Source organism: Vibrio sp. G-C-1, assembly GCF_021728015.1.
In the GTDB taxonomy this organism is placed as follows: Bacteria; Pseudomonadota; Gammaproteobacteria; order Enterobacterales; family Vibrionaceae; genus Vibrio; species Vibrio splendidus.
This window is the reverse complement of sequence record NZ_JAKKCR010000001.1, coordinates 573,247-589,655: the sequence shown is the minus strand read 5'-3', so window position 1 is coordinate 589,655 and position 16,409 is coordinate 573,247. Positions and strand designations below refer to the sequence as shown.

The 16,409-nt window shown below is 43.8% G+C and carries 15 protein-coding genes; 2 read left to right on the top strand and 13 right to left on the bottom strand.

Annotated features, from left to right (window positions below; genetic code table 11):
- Positions 1 to 33: 33 nt before the first annotated feature.
- The 3 genes from L3V36_RS02685 to dmeF all read right to left on the bottom strand — a co-directional run bounded on the left by L3V36_RS02685 (position 34) and on the right by dmeF (position 3,710).
- Complete coding sequence (locus tag L3V36_RS02685) at positions 34 to 1,758, bottom strand: methyl-accepting chemotaxis protein (protein ID WP_108194216.1); 1,725 nt, start codon at positions 1,756 to 1,758, stop codon at positions 34 to 36.
- Between the two features lie 562 nt (positions 1,759 to 2,320).
- Positions 2,321 to 2,737, bottom strand: a complete 417-nt coding sequence (locus L3V36_RS02680; protein ID WP_102447929.1) for a MarR family transcriptional regulator — start codon at positions 2,735 to 2,737, stop codon at positions 2,321 to 2,323.
- The gene (gene dmeF, locus L3V36_RS02675) at positions 2,715 to 3,710 is read right to left on the bottom strand and encodes a CDF family Co(II)/Ni(II) efflux transporter DmeF (protein WP_102447930.1); all 996 of its coding nucleotides are present in this window, start codon (positions 3,708 to 3,710) and stop codon (positions 2,715 to 2,717) included. The genes L3V36_RS02680 and dmeF overlap by 23 nt, the downstream gene beginning before the upstream one ends.
- Positions 3,711 to 4,330: 620 nt before the next feature.
- Between dmeF and L3V36_RS02670 the strand changes: the two genes are divergently transcribed.
- Positions 4,331 to 4,837: a YgjV family protein gene (locus L3V36_RS02670; RefSeq protein WP_102447931.1), complete on the top strand. Its 507-nt coding sequence runs from the start codon at positions 4,331 to 4,333 to the stop codon at positions 4,835 to 4,837.
- Between the two features lie 112 nt (positions 4,838 to 4,949).
- Here L3V36_RS02670 and L3V36_RS02665 read toward each other — a convergent pair whose 3' ends face one another.
- The 4 genes from L3V36_RS02665 to L3V36_RS02650 form a co-directional block, all read right to left on the bottom strand.
- Complete coding sequence (locus tag L3V36_RS02665; RefSeq protein ID WP_125458470.1) at positions 4,950 to 5,402, bottom strand: hypothetical protein; 453 nt, start codon at positions 5,400 to 5,402, stop codon at positions 4,950 to 4,952.
- Between the two features lie 20 nt (positions 5,403 to 5,422).
- A complete protein-coding gene (locus L3V36_RS02660; protein WP_065681899.1) occupies positions 5,423 to 7,378 on the bottom strand; it encodes an alkyl sulfatase dimerization domain-containing protein in 1,956 nt (651 codons plus the stop codon).
- Positions 7,379 to 7,507: 129 nt separating this feature from the next.
- Positions 7,508 to 8,488 carry a helix-turn-helix domain-containing protein gene (locus L3V36_RS02655; protein ID WP_065681900.1) on the bottom strand — a complete coding sequence of 327 codons (981 nt, stop codon included), beginning with the start codon at positions 8,486 to 8,488 and terminating at the stop codon, positions 7,508 to 7,510.
- 411 nt (positions 8,489 to 8,899) lie between these two features.
- Positions 8,900 to 9,772, bottom strand: coding sequence for a LysR family transcriptional regulator (locus L3V36_RS02650; RefSeq protein ID WP_102447932.1), 873 nt, complete (start codon positions 9,770 to 9,772; stop codon positions 8,900 to 8,902).
- A gap of 210 nt (positions 9,773 to 9,982) precedes the next feature.
- On the opposite strand from L3V36_RS02650, the gene L3V36_RS02645 reads away from it, so the two are divergent.
- The gene (locus L3V36_RS02645) at positions 9,983 to 11,242 is read left to right on the top strand and encodes an adenylosuccinate synthase (RefSeq protein WP_102447933.1); all 1,260 of its coding nucleotides are present in this window, start codon (positions 9,983 to 9,985) and stop codon (positions 11,240 to 11,242) included.
- 97 nt (positions 11,243 to 11,339) lie between these two features.
- Here the strand turns inward: L3V36_RS02645 and L3V36_RS02640 are convergent, their stop codons facing one another.
- From L3V36_RS02640 to L3V36_RS02615, 6 genes are all read right to left on the bottom strand, one after another.
- Complete coding sequence (locus tag L3V36_RS02640; protein WP_017093494.1) at positions 11,340 to 12,281, bottom strand: sensor domain-containing diguanylate cyclase; 942 nt, start codon at positions 12,279 to 12,281, stop codon at positions 11,340 to 11,342.
- A 158-nt stretch (positions 12,282 to 12,439) separates the two neighbouring features.
- On the bottom strand, positions 12,440 to 13,078 hold the full coding sequence (locus tag L3V36_RS02635) for an OmpA family protein (protein WP_102447934.1): 639 nt from the start codon (positions 13,076 to 13,078) through the stop codon (positions 12,440 to 12,442).
- Positions 13,079 to 13,086: 8 nt separating this feature from the next.
- Positions 13,087 to 14,640, bottom strand: coding sequence for a TadE/TadG family type IV pilus assembly protein (locus L3V36_RS02630; protein WP_102448085.1), 1,554 nt, complete (start codon positions 14,638 to 14,640; stop codon positions 13,087 to 13,089).
- A gap of 10 nt (positions 14,641 to 14,650) precedes the next feature.
- Positions 14,651 to 15,208 carry a tight adherence pilus pseudopilin TadF gene (gene tadF, locus L3V36_RS02625; protein WP_102447935.1) on the bottom strand — a complete coding sequence of 186 codons (558 nt, stop codon included), beginning with the start codon at positions 15,206 to 15,208 and terminating at the stop codon, positions 14,651 to 14,653.
- The gene (locus L3V36_RS02620; RefSeq protein ID WP_102447936.1) at positions 15,198 to 15,680 is read right to left on the bottom strand and encodes a TadE/TadG family type IV pilus assembly protein; all 483 of its coding nucleotides are present in this window, start codon (positions 15,678 to 15,680) and stop codon (positions 15,198 to 15,200) included. The genes tadF and L3V36_RS02620 overlap by 11 nt, the downstream gene beginning before the upstream one ends.
- On the bottom strand, positions 15,667 to 16,368 hold the full coding sequence (locus tag L3V36_RS02615; protein ID WP_102447937.1) for a tetratricopeptide repeat protein: 702 nt from the start codon (positions 16,366 to 16,368) through the stop codon (positions 15,667 to 15,669). The genes L3V36_RS02620 and L3V36_RS02615 overlap by 14 nt, the downstream gene beginning before the upstream one ends.
- Between the last annotated feature and the right edge of the window lie 41 nt (positions 16,369 to 16,409).

The window sequence follows — 16,409 nt, the reverse complement described above, 5'->3', positions numbered from 1 at the left end:
ATCCACGCCTTTGGTTTAGTTTACTCTAAATTTTTAAGAGGTCTTGAACTGCGCCACCGCTTTATCCATCTCATGGGCTTGCTCTGCGACTTTATCCACTTCAACTAAGCAATGTTGCGCCGATGCGTTGTTATCACTTGAGATGGTGTTTAACTCAGTGATTGAGTCGCTCACTTGTGCCATAACAGCACCCTGCTCTTCAATCGCTGATGCAATACGCTCAGAGTTACCTTGGATGCTTTCCATGTCGCTTAAGATAAGCTGCAGGCTAGCATCGAGCTCTTCCGAATCTTTCAGAGTCAGTTGGCCTTGTTGGTTACATTCACCAATCTCGGTCATAGAAGCGTTCATTTGACTTTGAATTGCCGTTACTACACTGGTAATTTCAGTCGTTGATTGGTGCGTTCTGCTTGCAAGAGCACGAACTTCATCGGCAACCACGGCAAAGCCTCGGCCTTGTTCACCGGCACGTGCTGCCTCAATGGCTGCGTTCAGTGCCAGCAAGTTGGTTTGCTCTGCAATGCCTTGGATGATGTTTACTGCATCGCCGATTTGATCAACATGATGGTTCAATGAGCTGATCGAATCTTGGCTGCTAGAAAGGCGTTCAGACAACTGAGTAATGTTGTTGATCGTATCAACCACCACTTCACGACCTTTGTCCGCATTCACTTTCGCTTGGTGTACACCTTCAGCCGCAACCGATGTGCTTTCTGAGATTTCACCAATTGTGAGTACCATCTCTTGCACTGACGTTGTCATTGTAGAGGTGTGATTTGCTTGAACTTCAAACTGTTTGATGACTGACTCTAACTCGTCATGCATGTTTGATGTGCTTTGCGTCAGTTGCATTGACTTAGACTGAGAGGCAGCGATAAGCCCTTCCAGTTGATCCAACAGTTGGTTGAAGTATTGGCCTAGCGTGCTGAGTTCGTCTTTACCATCTAGGTGAGAACGAATAGACACGTCGTTTGAATTAACGATATTACGTATAACCGAAAGCAGTGACTCAATTTTGCCAATAATAGAACGGACAATTAACCAACTGAACAGAATGATCGACACAAGTAGTGTGACGCAAAGGATGTTGTTGATCAGCGATAGTTTGTCCATCTCTTGTTGGGTTTCTTGGTCTAATACCGCTGAGAACTCTTTAAATTGAGTTTCAATCGCGTGAGAACCTGAACGTGCTTGCCCTAACAGACCTTCATTATGCTTCATACCAATCACACGTTTCTGCGCGACGACTTGCTTTGCAGCATCTAAAAGTGCACTTGAACTGCCCGCATTCGAAGTAATAGAAAGAACACTCGGGTCGAATGTGCCCTTTTCAATCAGATCGTTAAACAGGTACAGCTCGACTTTTTGCTCCGCGCTAGCTGTTGCGTTGATATTGTCTAACACTTCATGAAATTGGCCTAATAAACCTCTGTCTCGTGCTAATCCATACACTTCGTTGGCCTTTACTAGGTTAACAAAGCTTGTGTGGTACGTTTCAATATCTTCACGCAAGTGTGTGCTGTTCGCTAAACCCAAATCGTTCAGCACGGCGTTAAGTTCTGATTCAGACGCTAGGAATTTGTTGTAGTTAACATCGAACTTGTCGAGGTATTTCAAATCACTGCGCAGCAAGAAATCTTTCTCGTTTCGGCGAAGGTTGAGCAATCGCACTTCGAGTTCTTTGGTGATTTGTTTGGCTTCGCTCATTTGAGCGGTGGTGTCTGCGAATTGTGATGTGGTAAACAGCAATGAAATCATGCCGAAGATGGAGAACATCCCCAACGAATAGAGCTTTTTCTTTATATTCATATACGTGGCTCGTCTTTACTAAATGAACTATGAGTATCTAATTGATCACATCGAAACATGGTATACAGCTCGTGTGACCTGGTTATTGTTATGATTTTTGTATCAGTAATGAGCACTAAATCCAGAGACTGTTCAGCTCGCTAGCAGTGACATCCTCATGGCATTCAACCAGAGAATGAATCTTCTCACTAAAGATAAAAACATCAATAACACAAATTGCTTACGTGTACATTAGTTGAATTGAAAATTTGGGAGACAGCTATTTGACGGGTCGAACACGCCTTGAACAGTAGTTATAGCAAGGCTTTGAATTAAAAGACTTTCGTACTTTTCAGTCCATTACGTTTGTAGTGACATTATTTTGGCTCATCAGAGGAGCCAAAACGAAACTCAATTTCTTAGATTCATAAAAAATGGACCGCCTCTATTCGAGTACGGTCCATTTATCTGTGTTCTTGGTTGTTGACTCTTGGTTCTAAGTTCTGTGCTCTGTGCTCTGTGCTAACTAAGCCTAAAACGCTTTCACCATCTTAGTCAGGCATTTTAGTAATACGGCTTTCTCATCTTCTTCGAACTCTTGTGTGAGTTCATTAACGAGATTCAAGTGAAGCTGATTGTGGTGAACGTGGATCTTCTGACCTTCATCGGTCAAGGCCACCACAATCGCACGACGATCCGTTGGGTGTTCATGACGCTCAATCAACTGTGCCTTAACCAGCTTTTCGATTTGAACGGTGAGCGTGCCAGTAGTAATGCCAAGCTTTTCTGCCAGTTCTTTCATTCTTAACGCACCATGCATACCAAGCACTTCGATGGTATGCACTTGCGCTAAGGAGTAACCCGTTTCTTTGACAACAGATTGCTCCCACGAAGACATTTTATCGTAGAACTCAGTCAGTATTTGATTAAGCTGTTCTATATTTCGCATGGCTGTTTGAGTGCACTTCAAGAGTAAGATGGTTAATCTTATCAAACTTGGCGAGCATTTGTTTATATTCAGAGACGCTTTTATCACTGTTTGATTCAAGAGTAATCGCCGCTGAGTAGTGATGCCCGCTCACCTTCCACATGTGGAAATCGGTTACCGCTGCGTATGGCGTTAGTGTTTCAGTTACCGAATCTCGATAGTCTTGGTGGATATTCTCATCCAACAGAATTGGGCTCGTCTGCTTCATCAGGTTCATGGTCCATTTCGCAATCACAACCGCGCCAACCATCCCCATTGCGGCATCCAACCAGTTCCAACCGTAAAACTTACCAAATAGCAGTGCCACGATCGCCAGCAGAGACGTCAATGTATCGGCCAAGACGTGCATGTAGGCCGCACGCAGGTTGTGATCGTGATGATGTCCTTTGTGCCCTGCGTGTTCTTGATGTTCATCATGTTGATTATCGTGGCTGTGTCCCTTATGTTCAGAATGAGAGTGTTCGTGTCCATGATCATGTCCGTGGTCATGATGATGATCCCCTAGCAAAAACATACTCACAACATTCACCGTCAAACCAATACATGCCACGATGATCGCTTCATTGAACTGAATGGCTTGCGGGTTGAACAAGCGGTGTATTGACTCCACCAGCATCAACAGCGCCACAATTCCCAATGCTATTGCGCTGGTGTATCCCCCTAGCACACTGACTTTGCCAGTACCGAAAGAGAAACGTTCGCTCTGCGCATGTTTCTTTGCATAACGGTAGGCGAACAAGGTAATACCAAACGCCGCCGCGTGTGTTCCCATGTGCCAACCATCGGCAAGCAATGCCATGGAGCCGTAAACAGTACCGGCAACGATCTCGACAACCATGGTGATGACAGTCAACAAAAGAACGTAGAAAGTACGTTTTTCACCTTGTTGGCTGTGTGAAGAGAAGTTGTGTTGATGACGTGTTGGAAAACTCAAAATGGCGTCCTTAGCTCGTGTGTTCAATGTTAGAAGTCCTTACTGATCAATCTTGCTCAAATAAGTACCTTGACGGACAAGTAGTTTGATTATCAAATCAATAGCTGGAATTTAGTTTGATCGTCAAACATTGTCAATAATCAATTTTATTTAACAAGATTTCAGATAGGTAAGTCTGAAGTGAAGATTGGGAATTGGGATTAGTCTGGTTGTGGCCACGCAAAGCAGATTTATTCGAAAACTCAAATGTGTAATAGGAAGTAACATTGATACCATTTGTGCATTCAAGGCGATACACTGGCGGCCTACTTACGGCAATCGATACGAGGAGTAACAATGCACACACTTGCTTGGCTAAGCTCTTCAGACGCGATCTGCCCGATAACAAACACCTTTCAATCTGTTGGAAGTTCCCTTCCCTTAAGAGCTATCGCGGTTTATCTCCCCAACGCCTAACACATCACTGATGGTTTGATATCTCAAGACTCTAAATAAACCAACAACAATAAGTTTGTCGGTTCAACGACTTGTATTTGCTTGCTCGTTTTAAAAATTCATCGATATCACAAGCCGATCACTCAATCTCCCCCGTGTTACTTCTTTCTGTTGTTGGAGGACTTGTGTCCTTTTTTATCGCATCCCAAATATTGGTAGGTTTGGCTTCCCTATTCGATATCGCTTCATTTCAATTTAAAAGCCGCACCAAATTGTTGGCGACATTGACGATTTCAGCCTTGTTGATCGCCGCGCATTTCGCATTGCTTCAAGAGTGGACAGCCGCATGTCTGTTGGTGATTGGTGCGTGTCGTTATTTCGCAGGGATCTTTATCTCAGATCCTAGAATGAAATGGCTATTTTATTTTGTCACGGTATTAGGCACCATCCTCACCTTCAGTGACCTTGTAACTACACTCAGCTGTATTGGCTCACTACTTCATACCAAGGCTTCATTCACGGCCAATGATAAGCTAATGCGCTGGTTAATGGTGATTGGTACTTTGGTGTGGGTAGCTCATGACATATTGGTTGGCTCACCCGTAGCGGTGTTATTAGATGTGTTGTTTATCATTAGTAGCGGCGTTGGTTATTACCGACTTCATATTAAGAAAGCCGCTTTGATTGTGTAATCGTGCGCAGGGTTTAGTTGAGGCAGTTTGAACAATAGTAAAGAGCAGCACTTCATTTGCTGCTCTTTACTGGTTGCTCTTTCGATAATTCTCTTCAATTTCTGAATTAGCATTAGCTTTTCGGAGTGCGATTTCGTTTCACCACACCCACATCTAACGCACTTTGAAACTCTATTGTGTTAGAGACTATATTCAACAAAGCAGCTTCGGACATAAGTAACACTGGTGCAGAGGTTTGAGGCTGGTCTACATGTATCATTAGCTTCATGTCAGTATCTATTTTACTCCACAGGCGACGATCAACTAAGTAAATGTACGAACCAACCGTTAACTCACGACTCTGATTTTGAATAAACAAGGTTAACAACCAACTGGCACGTCTTAACCCAGCTTGTCCATCTAATTTATCCGGCTTTATCATCGTACGTTTCTGAACTTCGTTATGAGTAGCAAGTGCAACATCGAACGCTCCTGCGTAGCTCTCCACAAAAGGGTTATTAAAAACACCATCGAAGGTGCAAGCCCACAAAGGGTCTGCACTCAACGTAAAGTATAATATGACCACTCTTATTAACTTTGGCATCGTTAAGGTGTCACGATGTTGAACCAAAACTTAAAGCTATCGAGCATGTTCATAAAGTCTTTAAAAACTTGCGAGTCGCCCTCAATCACTAAATCTCCATTTGCCACTGAGCTTTCTAGAGATACAGTACCCAATTGAATGTCATCAAGGGTCTTTTTGGACAAAGTTAGACTGACATCTGGTGTTCTAGTCACTTCACGAGTGTAATTGAGTACCGAATTTTCCATTGAAAGTGTGTAGGCTTCCTCTAAATCCGTAAACGCAATGTTGATTGAGAAGAGCTTACCTTCCGCTTGCTCTGGCAGAATGCGTACCGACAAGTAATCAAAAAGCATTTCAGGAGGCATATTTTTGATGATATCTGGAGACGCTGTGGTTAATCCACCTGACTCTGGCGTCCCATTGCGAAGTTCGTAGGCTCCTTGAAGATATACTGAACGCCAAGGGCCTGACTCAGATTGGTAGCCTAGTTGTTCATAGGTGTCGGCCAACAGCATTTTGCCTTGCTTGGATTCTGGATTAGCGAAAACGACATGTTTCAATGCTTCAGCAACCCAACGATATTCACCTTTGTCAAAATCGACTTTTGCTTTTTCAATAACGGCTTTCTCTCCCCCCATATACTCGATGTATTTCACAGCAACATCCACTGGAGGCAAGTTATTCAGATCTGAAGGATTTCCTGTGTACCAGCCCATATAGCGCTGATAGATAGCTCGGCTATTGTGTCTTAGTGTTCCATAATAGCCTCGTGTTGCCCAATTATCTTCCAACGAATTTGGCAGCTTGATCGTTTCTGAGATCTCTTCTCCCGTATAGCCTTGATTCATCAAACGTACCGATTGGTCATGGGTATACTTGTAAATATCACGTTGTTTTTTGAAGTAATTATTAATGTCTTCTTTGCCCCATAAAGGCCAGTGGTGACTTTGAAACTTCACTTCAACTTCATCTCCCCACATCTCTATGGTTTCATTCAAATAGCTAGACCATTTCAATGCATCACGAACTTGTGCTCCACGCAGAGTTAGGATGTTATGCATGGTGTTCGTGGTATTTTCAGCCATCCAAAGTGCTTTTTTCTCCGGTATCCACGTGTTCATCTCAGTTGGAGCTTCTGTGCCGGGCGTGTATTGGAAAACCATTTTTACGCCATCGACCACTCTTTCTTCGCCTGTTTCTTTAATTAGGTCTGTTGGCTTAATCAGGGTAGCCTGACCTGTAGAGGTAGTCTGGCCCAACCCACCATTCACGCTGCCAAACTCATTACGCGGAAGAAGCGCGCCGTACATATAAATAGCTCGACGACCCATAGTGTTGCCAGCAATCACGTTTTCTGACACCGCGTGTTCGGTAAAGCCCTGTGAAGCGATGATCTGTACTTTACCCGATTCAACGTCTTTTTCGTCCACGATGCCACGTACGCCACCAAAATGGTCTAGGTGACTATGACTGTATATAACGGCAGTAACAGGCCTCTCACCCAACTCTTTGTTCACGAAATCTAATGCAACTTTCGCCACCTCTTGTGAGATCAGAGGGTCAAAGACAATCCAACCCGTCTTGCCTTCAATAAACGTAATATTTGATAAGTCATAGCCACGAACTTGGTAAATGCCATCGGCTACTTTGAAGAGACCATTGATCATGTTGAGTTGGGCATTTCGCCATAAACTGGGGTTAACACTCTCGGGAGACGCCTTATCTAACGAGATGTATTTTTTATACTCCTCGAGATCCCAAACAACATCACCAGCTTCATTTTTTACGGTAACGGTATCTTGAACCGCAATAAGCCCTCGCTTAGCGTCCTCAAAATCTTGCTTATTGGAGAAAGGTAAAGCCTTCAGTACAGCCTGGTTAGTAGCTATAGTAGCCTTTGAGGCAGGTTTGGATTCGATGGCTATCGCATTGGCAGACAGCGCCAACGCGATAAGCGGAACTAAATTCTTGTACATATAATGATCCCTTTATTGGTAACAAATGAATGTAGAAATTACGCTTCAAACATAAATGCTATCAATATAAACAAGGAGGTTATATGCAATTACCGCAAAGTGAATGCTGTTTAATATTTGAGACTACGGTTACCACTTTTTATGGCGCAGCGTTTCGGACGGCAGTTCGTTGTAAAATTCGGCGTATTCTTTGGCAAATCGGCCGAGCTCTAAAAAGCCCCACTTTAGTGCCACATCAACGACCCTTGGAACACCTTTTTCTAAACAAGTGGATAAATCACGATGGGCACCATTAAGTCTCACAATCCGTAAATATTTTATGGGTGTCACACCTAGCAGCTCTTTGAATCCGTATTGCAAGCTGCGTTCACTAAGCGCCGCCACCTCACACAACTCGGGAACGGTTGGAACTTGGTGTGCATGTTCACTAATAAACTCTATTGCTTTTCGCGTTCCCCTAGTTCGCTTAGAAAAAGGGGCGAGATCCTCTGAAAGCTCCAGAGTCGGGAGCAGAGTACCCATGAGTAGGTTAAAAGCAGCATCACTTAATAGTTTTGTGATTGAAGGGTAAATAAGAATAGTCGGTTGAAGACGAACAAGAATAAGTATTCGCTGGATGCCATGGCTATAGCGAGCAAGCGCTTGGCGAGAAGTATTTGTGACTCGGCTAGACAACCACTCTTGAGGAAACTCTCGCCCCGTTAGGTTGTAATAGTTTGTGTAAAGGCGTTCTCGGTTAAATGCCGAGCACACATACTGCATACGATTAGAGACCTGAATATCCCACTCTCCGCCTGTCGCTTGAATGAAAGGCTTATCAGGCAATGGACATCCGTAAAAGTTACCTTGGGTTCCTTCAGAGACAATCGCTGCAAATGGCAAATAGTGGCTCGCTGGAGCGGCTTGAATTCTTGCACCGACATTGAGAGTTTCAGTGAATACCTGTACATCATCGAGGTTAACTTCAATATAATTAACGTGAAATGCACCTGAAGCAAGTTTGGTGTAGCTGCGGTTTTTACTCGACTGGAACATGGCGAGCTCATCAGCATCAGATGTGCTTAATGAGCGCAGCCTGTGTTGAATACCCAAATGTTGACTCTCTAACATACCTTACATATCCATATATAAGTTATATGACTTCACCACCTTTAGAAGCTTAAGCCAGATTGAGATAACCGGTTTCTTCAGCGCTAGCTGAATCGGGCTTATCGAATCCAATACAAACTAAGCATTCTTGTACTGTGCTAACTTAGGGTTCCAAACAATATTTTCGAGCAAAGTATCTAATTAACGTCATGGTATATTAGTTTATTTTATAAAATTTAGTCAATTATCAAACTGGCGAATAGTTAACCAACGCAAACTTCCTATGCAAAGAGTTTTAGTTCGTCGAACAACAATTCTGCTGTGAAGGTTTACCAAACCTTAAGTTGTGTAACTTCTCTAGATGCTAGTTTATAGAGCAGGATTTAGACACAAAAAAGCCCACACGAGGTGGGCTACTAAGATCAGAAGGAGTTATTGGTTTTGCAACAGAGTAATCTCATCATTCACCCAACCTAACAACTGCTTGGTGGCTTTCGACAACACTTGGTTCTGCCGAACAATATAACCGAGGCTGGTGCTCGAGAAGTTGGTCAACGGTGTCACTTTCGAATGCAGATACTGCTTGGTGGATACCGCAAACTCAGGCACGATAGCCACACCAAAACCGGCTTCTGCCCAATCGATTTGAGCGTCGACACTCCCTACTTCCATCACCCTATAATTAGGCAGATTAAGGCTTGGTAAACCTTCATCAATGAAGTCACGCGTTCTCGTATCATGGCCAAGTAGAATCAAAGTGAGCTCTACATCAGAGTCTTGGATATCAAACCCATCGCCAAGCGCACACCAAGAAAGCTCTTGTAGCTTAGTGAAATATAATGACTCGTTGTGCTGTTCTTTAGCTATAACAAACCCAAGATCCGCCTGAGCGTTCTTAACTAAACTCGATGCCTGAGATGACGTGGTATTCAGCAACGTGAGATCGATACCCGGATACTGCGCTTTGAACTTCTGAAACGGGCGAATCAACAAGAACCGGGAAATAATGTCACTTACAGCAATGGTTAACGTCCCTATTTTAAGGTCGTTAATGGCGTTGAGATCGGCCTGACAAATCTGCAGTTCGAGTAGCGTTCTTTGGCTTGTTTCCAATAGCCGTTCACCCGCTTGAGTCAATTGAAAAGGGCTTCTCTCTATCAACTTTATGCGTGTTTGTTGTTCCAGTTGTTTTAGGTGCAAACTCACATTGGGTTGTGTCATATGCAGTGCAATGGCCGCTTTCCCAAAATGCTTGTACTCCGCTAGCGTCACAAACGTCTTCAACAAATTAATATCGAGCATCATGTCCTCTCTCTCGTGTCACTTACATCATTCCCTAAAGTAAAGAATGCCCCGTCATTCCCTACAGTGAGAAACGAACGCGATAGGGAATCTCGTTTGTAGCTTAAGACTTTAAGGATATATGGAATCCTTATCAAGATAATAAAGATAATTAATTTCTCTTATCCACTTTGTAGGCCTAACATGATTTCTCAATCAGTTAGGAGAAAAATTATGCCATCTATCGTTGTTGTGGGCGCAAACTGGGGTGATGAAGGCAAAGGCCGCATCGTCGATTTTTTAGCAGACCAAGCTTCTGCTAGCATTCGTTTTCAAGGCGGAAACAATGCAGGCCATACCGTAGTAAACGACTTCGGTACATTCAAACTGCACCAACTACCTAGTGGTATTTTTAATCCTGATTGTACGGCGGTTCTTGGCCCAGGCATGGTGATCAGCCCTGCTGCGCTAACTCAAGAAATTGCAGAAGTTCAAGAGGCTGGCATCAAAGTGAAAATGGCGATCTCAGATCGTGCGACACTGTGCCTCCCTTTACACGCCCTTGAAGATACGCTTGAAGAAGAGCGTTTGGGTGACGGCGCTTACGGTTCAACACGTCAAGGTATTGCACCAGCTTACGGCGATCGCGTGATGAAGAAAGGCATTCTTGTTGGTTGGTTGAATCAACCTGAGATTTTAGAGCAGCGCATTCAATTCCTGCTTGATTGGAAGATGCCTCAACTGAAGGCTCTATACCCTCAATGTGATTTCACTCAGACAGCTTCTGAAATGACAGAGTGGCTACTTGAAGTGACTAAAGCGTGGCGCCCGTTCATCTGCAACGTAACTGAGCCGCTAAAAGCACTGCAATCACAAGACGCGAACCTACTATTCGAAGCTCAGTTAGGCGCAGGTCGCGATCTTGTCTACGGTGAATACCCTTGGACAACGTCTTCGAATGTAACCGCAGCTTATGCTGGCATTGGTAGCGGTTTACCTGCCCTTCGCCCTGAGCGTGTTATTGCTGTTGCTAAATCGTTCAGCTCGTCTGTTGGTACTGGTACGCTAGTAACTGCAATGGAAGAGCAAGATAGCTTCCGCGAAAGCTCTAACGAATATGGTGCAACGACGGGTCGCCCACGTGATATGGGTTACTTTGATGCAGTAGCAACTCGCAACGGCGTTGACCTACAAGCCGCGACTGAAATCGCACTGACTAAGATTGACTGCCTATCTGGTTTGTCTGAACTTAAGATCTGTACCGCTTACTCAGGTGAACATACTGAGAACCCGATTTGGCCACAAACGGCTGAGCTAAAACCTGTATATGAAGATATGGCTGGCTGGGATGAAGACATCACAGGTTGCCGCACGTTTGAGAGCCTTCCTCAAGCAGCACAAGATTACGTTACGCGTATCGAAGAATTGATGGGTGTGCCAATCGTGATGGTATCGGTAGGTCCAGAGCGCGAACAAATGATCATTCGAACTTAGTTTAGAAGACTGCAATATTTACATCTACATCTACATCTACATCTACATCTACATCTAAGCCCACACTAGTGGGCTTTTTTACGCCTGTCACGAACATCTAAATCTTGTTCTTCTTATTGAGGTACATGTTTTCATCGGAAGACTTTATTAGATTTATGATGTTGAAACTTCGGGAATCCGCCGTACCACAACCATATGAAAAACCGAGTGGCACCTCATCATCGCAACGAAAGCCTTCAATGAAATCATCGAATTCAGCGTGAATGTTATTGACCAACTCAGAAGCATAACCAGCCTCTTCTGAGTGTATGACGACAATGAACTCATCACCACCGACCCTAGCCGATATAATGTTGTACTTTGAATTGTTTTTTATGCATGACGCAAAGCCAGAGATATAGTCATCACCTTTGAAGTGGCCATAGGTATCATTGATATACTTCAAATTATCCAAGTCGAAATACAAACAAACGATCTCACCATCGCTTATGTTTGCTTTATTGAATTCGTGGAAGAATCCCCTTCGATTAAGCAGCGTCGTCATGATATCAAAATGACTATTTTTGTATAAAATCCGGCTCTCTTCTTTCATTAGAATTTCAGAACGCAATAGAGTCGATATGTTTTCAATCAAGCTAACTTGGCTCTCGGTATACGCTGTTGGGCTTAAATCAAAAACCAAGAGCACCGCAAACACTTCGCCATCGATATCTCTTACCGGGACGCCACAAAACGACTTATAAGCATCCGCCCCATTCGCAGAAACGGAATCACCACCAGCATGACCACTCAAATAGACCGTGCGATTTTCGTTATGCACATACTCACAAAAGAGGCTAATTTTGCTCTTATGTTGGTTACACGATATGTTTGAGGAGCTCCAAACACTCTCAGAACCAGAGCAACTCAAATCAGAGATCATGATGATGCCCGCATTCGATGCGTCCATTATGTCTCGTATGTTATCCAATATAGATACCCAAGTATCGACATCGATATTTTTTTGCATCCCTTCAGAAGAGAACTTATCAAAAAGCATTAATATTTCTTTAGTATCAGACAGTTAAACTTAATTGAATATTCATTAGTATACGTTGTAACAAAAATCCCAAGAGCGACAATCTAGGGCGGTTATTACCTAGTACTAAGCAACAACCAAGCACTAAGCAGAACCAAGCAACAACCAAACCCTACATCTTAATTTTCTAATTCAGTGGCATCGTTCGTAGAGGCCCAGATTTCTGAGCGTCGATTACTGGCTCTACCCTCTGAAGTTGCGTTGGAGGCAATAGGTTTACTTTCACCAAATGAGCGTAGAACAAGGCGATTCTTCTCGACACCATCCGCGATTAAACCATTCGACGTCGTCAGTGCTCTTTGAAGCCCCAATGCTTGGTTATAACCTTCTGCGCCGGTGCTGTCAGTGTGTCCATCCACCGTAATCGCACTGCCGTTAGTCTTGAGCTCGCCTGCAAGTTGGCTCAGTGCTTTGCTGCCCATCGGCGATAAGTTGTGTTGGTCAAAACCAAAATGAAGTCGTGCCAACAACCCGTGACGCTCTTGGTTACTGATCCAAGTCTTACATCCTGACTGGTTCATACCTAGATTGGATTGACCTGCTAACGCTTGTTTTAGCTTACTGCTGTCAGACGGCCGTTCAATTTGTAAAAAGCCCTGTCTGTGCTGTGCAATGCCAACGACATCATCAACCGTGACACTGTGTTGATACTCACTGAACGCAGTATCGCAATAAACACTGATGCCTTCTCCCGCGTTGGCGATAAGGCAAAATTGCAATGTCGATATGACGATTGAACCGATCATTAACTTTTTCATATTTTCCTCTAGTACAACTTAGTTATTCCGCTTGTTTTTGAGCCTTTACGGATGAGTTCTTCTATCTTTTTAATCAATTCATCTAGGTTAGATACGTCGATGATGTCTTCATTTGGGTCGACAACGCAGTCTTGAAAACCACTTTGTTGAGATGCTCGAAAATCGATACCAATAACACCGATGTATAAGCCCGGTATTTCATTCCTTGCTTTGTTACACATTCCTCTGTCGACTAACCCTTTGAGGATGCCGTTATTCGGACTCTCCTGCCCATCGCTTAAGATCAGTAACATCTTAATTTTCTTGTTGTAGATTTGCTGCTCTTCTTGATCGGAACTGTTCGGGTCACCATCATGGAGCACCTGAGAACCTCTCAAAATGCCCTGAAAAACCGCCGTACTTCCCTGTGCCCACATCGAGTTAATCTGGTCTAAATCTGAGATCTTGTTCGATAGCTGAATGTTAGAAAACTGGGATGACTCTGAACCATACCCGTCAAATAGAATTGTATTGCTCACTCCATAGAAGTTGGACTTTAATCCTGACTTGTCAGCAAACATCGTCGATACCGAACTCGGGAAATCAACGTAGTTGTAGACATCTGCAACCAAGTAAGGATCTTGATAAATCACATCCTGAATGCGTTTCGCGTACCGTCGATTGTCCGATTTTGGATTGGGACAATATGATTGCCAATTCGCACAGTTGATCACCTCATTTTGCGAATAGGTGCGCCAGTAATCCCAGTCAACATCGTTGTAGGAATAAGGTGATACATACGTTCTATAGTTATCTTTATAGGTCAACTGACTTGTCGCCCGAGCTTGATTTCCCGAGACGATCTCCCTCGTTCGAACGTTAAAAGGTACAAAACCAACTCGGTTAAGCAGCTTGTCTCCGGTTGTATCTCCTCCGGGCTCATCACAAACGTTTTTCAACTCTCCATTTACACGCACTCGCTTAATCGATGTGCAAAGGATTTTGTTTGATATTTCATCGATGGCCATTTTCAAATCGTCTATTTTCTTGTTACGACTTGAGCCCCACTTTTTATTCATCGAACCAGAAAAATCTGAAACAAAAACAATATCGATGTTGTTATCCCCAAGGTAGACTGGGTACTTTCGAGCTAACGAACGCCCCGCCAAATCTTGTTGCTGATTAAACGAAGGGATAAAGCTGCTTGCGAACCAAGAGTCGTGCGTGGTCTTAGCATTCACTGTGTATTGGATGTATTCAAGAACCCCTGCCACCTCGTCTTCAGCTTGATGGACACGCTTTGTGGATAGGTTAGTTGATTTAATGTCACGTACATAGTTTTCAACATATTTGGTCGCGAGCCCGCGAGCCTGATCCGGTTGGTCTTCAATGGTTACCGCTATCGCCGCAGCCTCTGCTGAGTCTCTTAGTCGGCTGGTCTCTTGTACATAACGTGTGCCCTCAACCGCCCAAAAGGTCATGCCCATGATTGGAACAAGCAATAAGCCCATCCACACCGCGGCAACCCCTTGTTGTCTTTGGAGGCTGATATGCTGGCGATTAATATGACGTTCGTGCCGCATTTTCATTTCATTATCTCCCTGGCATTATTGACGAAGAGCCAATCTTAACCGTAGTACTTGTGCCACCGTTGAAGAAGGGCTTGAACCAAGAACTCTGCTCTTCACAAAGGCTAATTCGGTACAGTGGATACACAACGCCCTTTTCTTCCGGAGCTAAATCCGCATGCGCGAGAATCGAATCGGTTTTACAATTTAAGCTTCTATACTTGCTGGTTGAGAATTCAGCGACATTCGTTTTATTGGTCAATGACTCTATCTTGATCGCCACGTTATCAACTGGCGTGTTGAGCATGCGACTTGCCACTTTAGCCATGTCTTCTAACTCTGAATTAGTTACAGGTAGGTTTTGTCCTGCCAATACATCGGCTTCAAAATAACGAGTACGCTCTTTGATAACATTGACTAAGGCAAAGCTGGATCGATCAAGCTTGGCGCGCGCGAGTAATTGATAGCTCAAGTCTGCGCCAAACAAATAAACGCCCCATAAGGCCACAAGAATGAAAACTAACTCAATGGTGTACGAACCTTGCTGGCGCCTTTTAAAAAGCACATGTTGCTTACGGAGCATCATCTTTCCAGCCCTCGTGTTCTAAGTTCAAAACCATAGTGCTTGAAATATCCCTAACCGCAGCACCAGTCAGTTTAATGACTGGGGTGTAGCGGTAGGTCACGGTGATCTCGGCTAAGTTGTAATTGAAGTTCAACCCTTGATCAGAGTGTCCCCTATTCGCGATAAAATCATCATAGGTTTTGAAGTACTGACCTGCGATAGAGAACCTTGAGCTATCGATTAAGAAACTCCATAGATTGTCATCATCTTCGATTAACGATTTGAACTTAGTTTCGTACTGCTCGTTGATCCCTTTACCTTCATATATTTTGGTATTCCTGATGGTTTCTCTCAGCGAGTACTCGGTCATATTCACGACGTAGATTTGATAGCTCGATTCAAAGATCGCGAAGGTGGCGAAAAACAGAACAAGCGCACCCAACACAAACTCAATCGCCGTCACGCCCTTCTGCTTATTAAGACGCTTCATCATTAACTCCTAGTTGAGTTAATTCAGCGGCGATGCTCTGGATCTCTTCCGCTGAGAAGTCACCTTTGAGTAACTTTTTGGCTGAGTCGATTTGCTGAGTTTTCATTAGTGCGATAGCTAGGTTCGCTTTAACGATCTTATTCGCTGGGTCTTCTTTTAAAACCGGAGCTAACGTTTCGATCGCCTGTTGGTACTCACCATTGGCCATTTGAATCATTGCAATGTTGTTTTTAACAACGACATCATCATAACCGCGTAAACGTGCTCGATTGAGCTCTTGGTACGCTTCATTGAATCTTCCAATCTTGGTGTAAGACACGCCGAGCAAGACGTGAATTTGACCCGTTGTATTTCCCGCCTCGATAGAAGCTAGATAAGCGGCAATGGCACTTTCAACGTCATTTTTTGCATCAAACACTTGTCCTTCTAACTGGTACAAGTTGGGATTTTCAACACCCTCTTTTTGCAAGTGTTGAACATAGAAGTCTGCCGATTCGATATCCCCTTTGTTGAAATATGCCCACGCCAGTTTCTCTTTTACCTCTGGCTCTTCAGAGCCTTGCTGTAATTCAGCTTTGTAATAGCTAATTAGGCCATCATAGTTCTTCACTTTTTCCATGCTAGTAACGTCGGCAAGCTGCAAGTCTTGTGGTGAAGGGGCCGATTGACAGCCCGCCAACACACTCATCGACAACAAAATGAGACAAAAACGTTTTCTATTCACTCGTC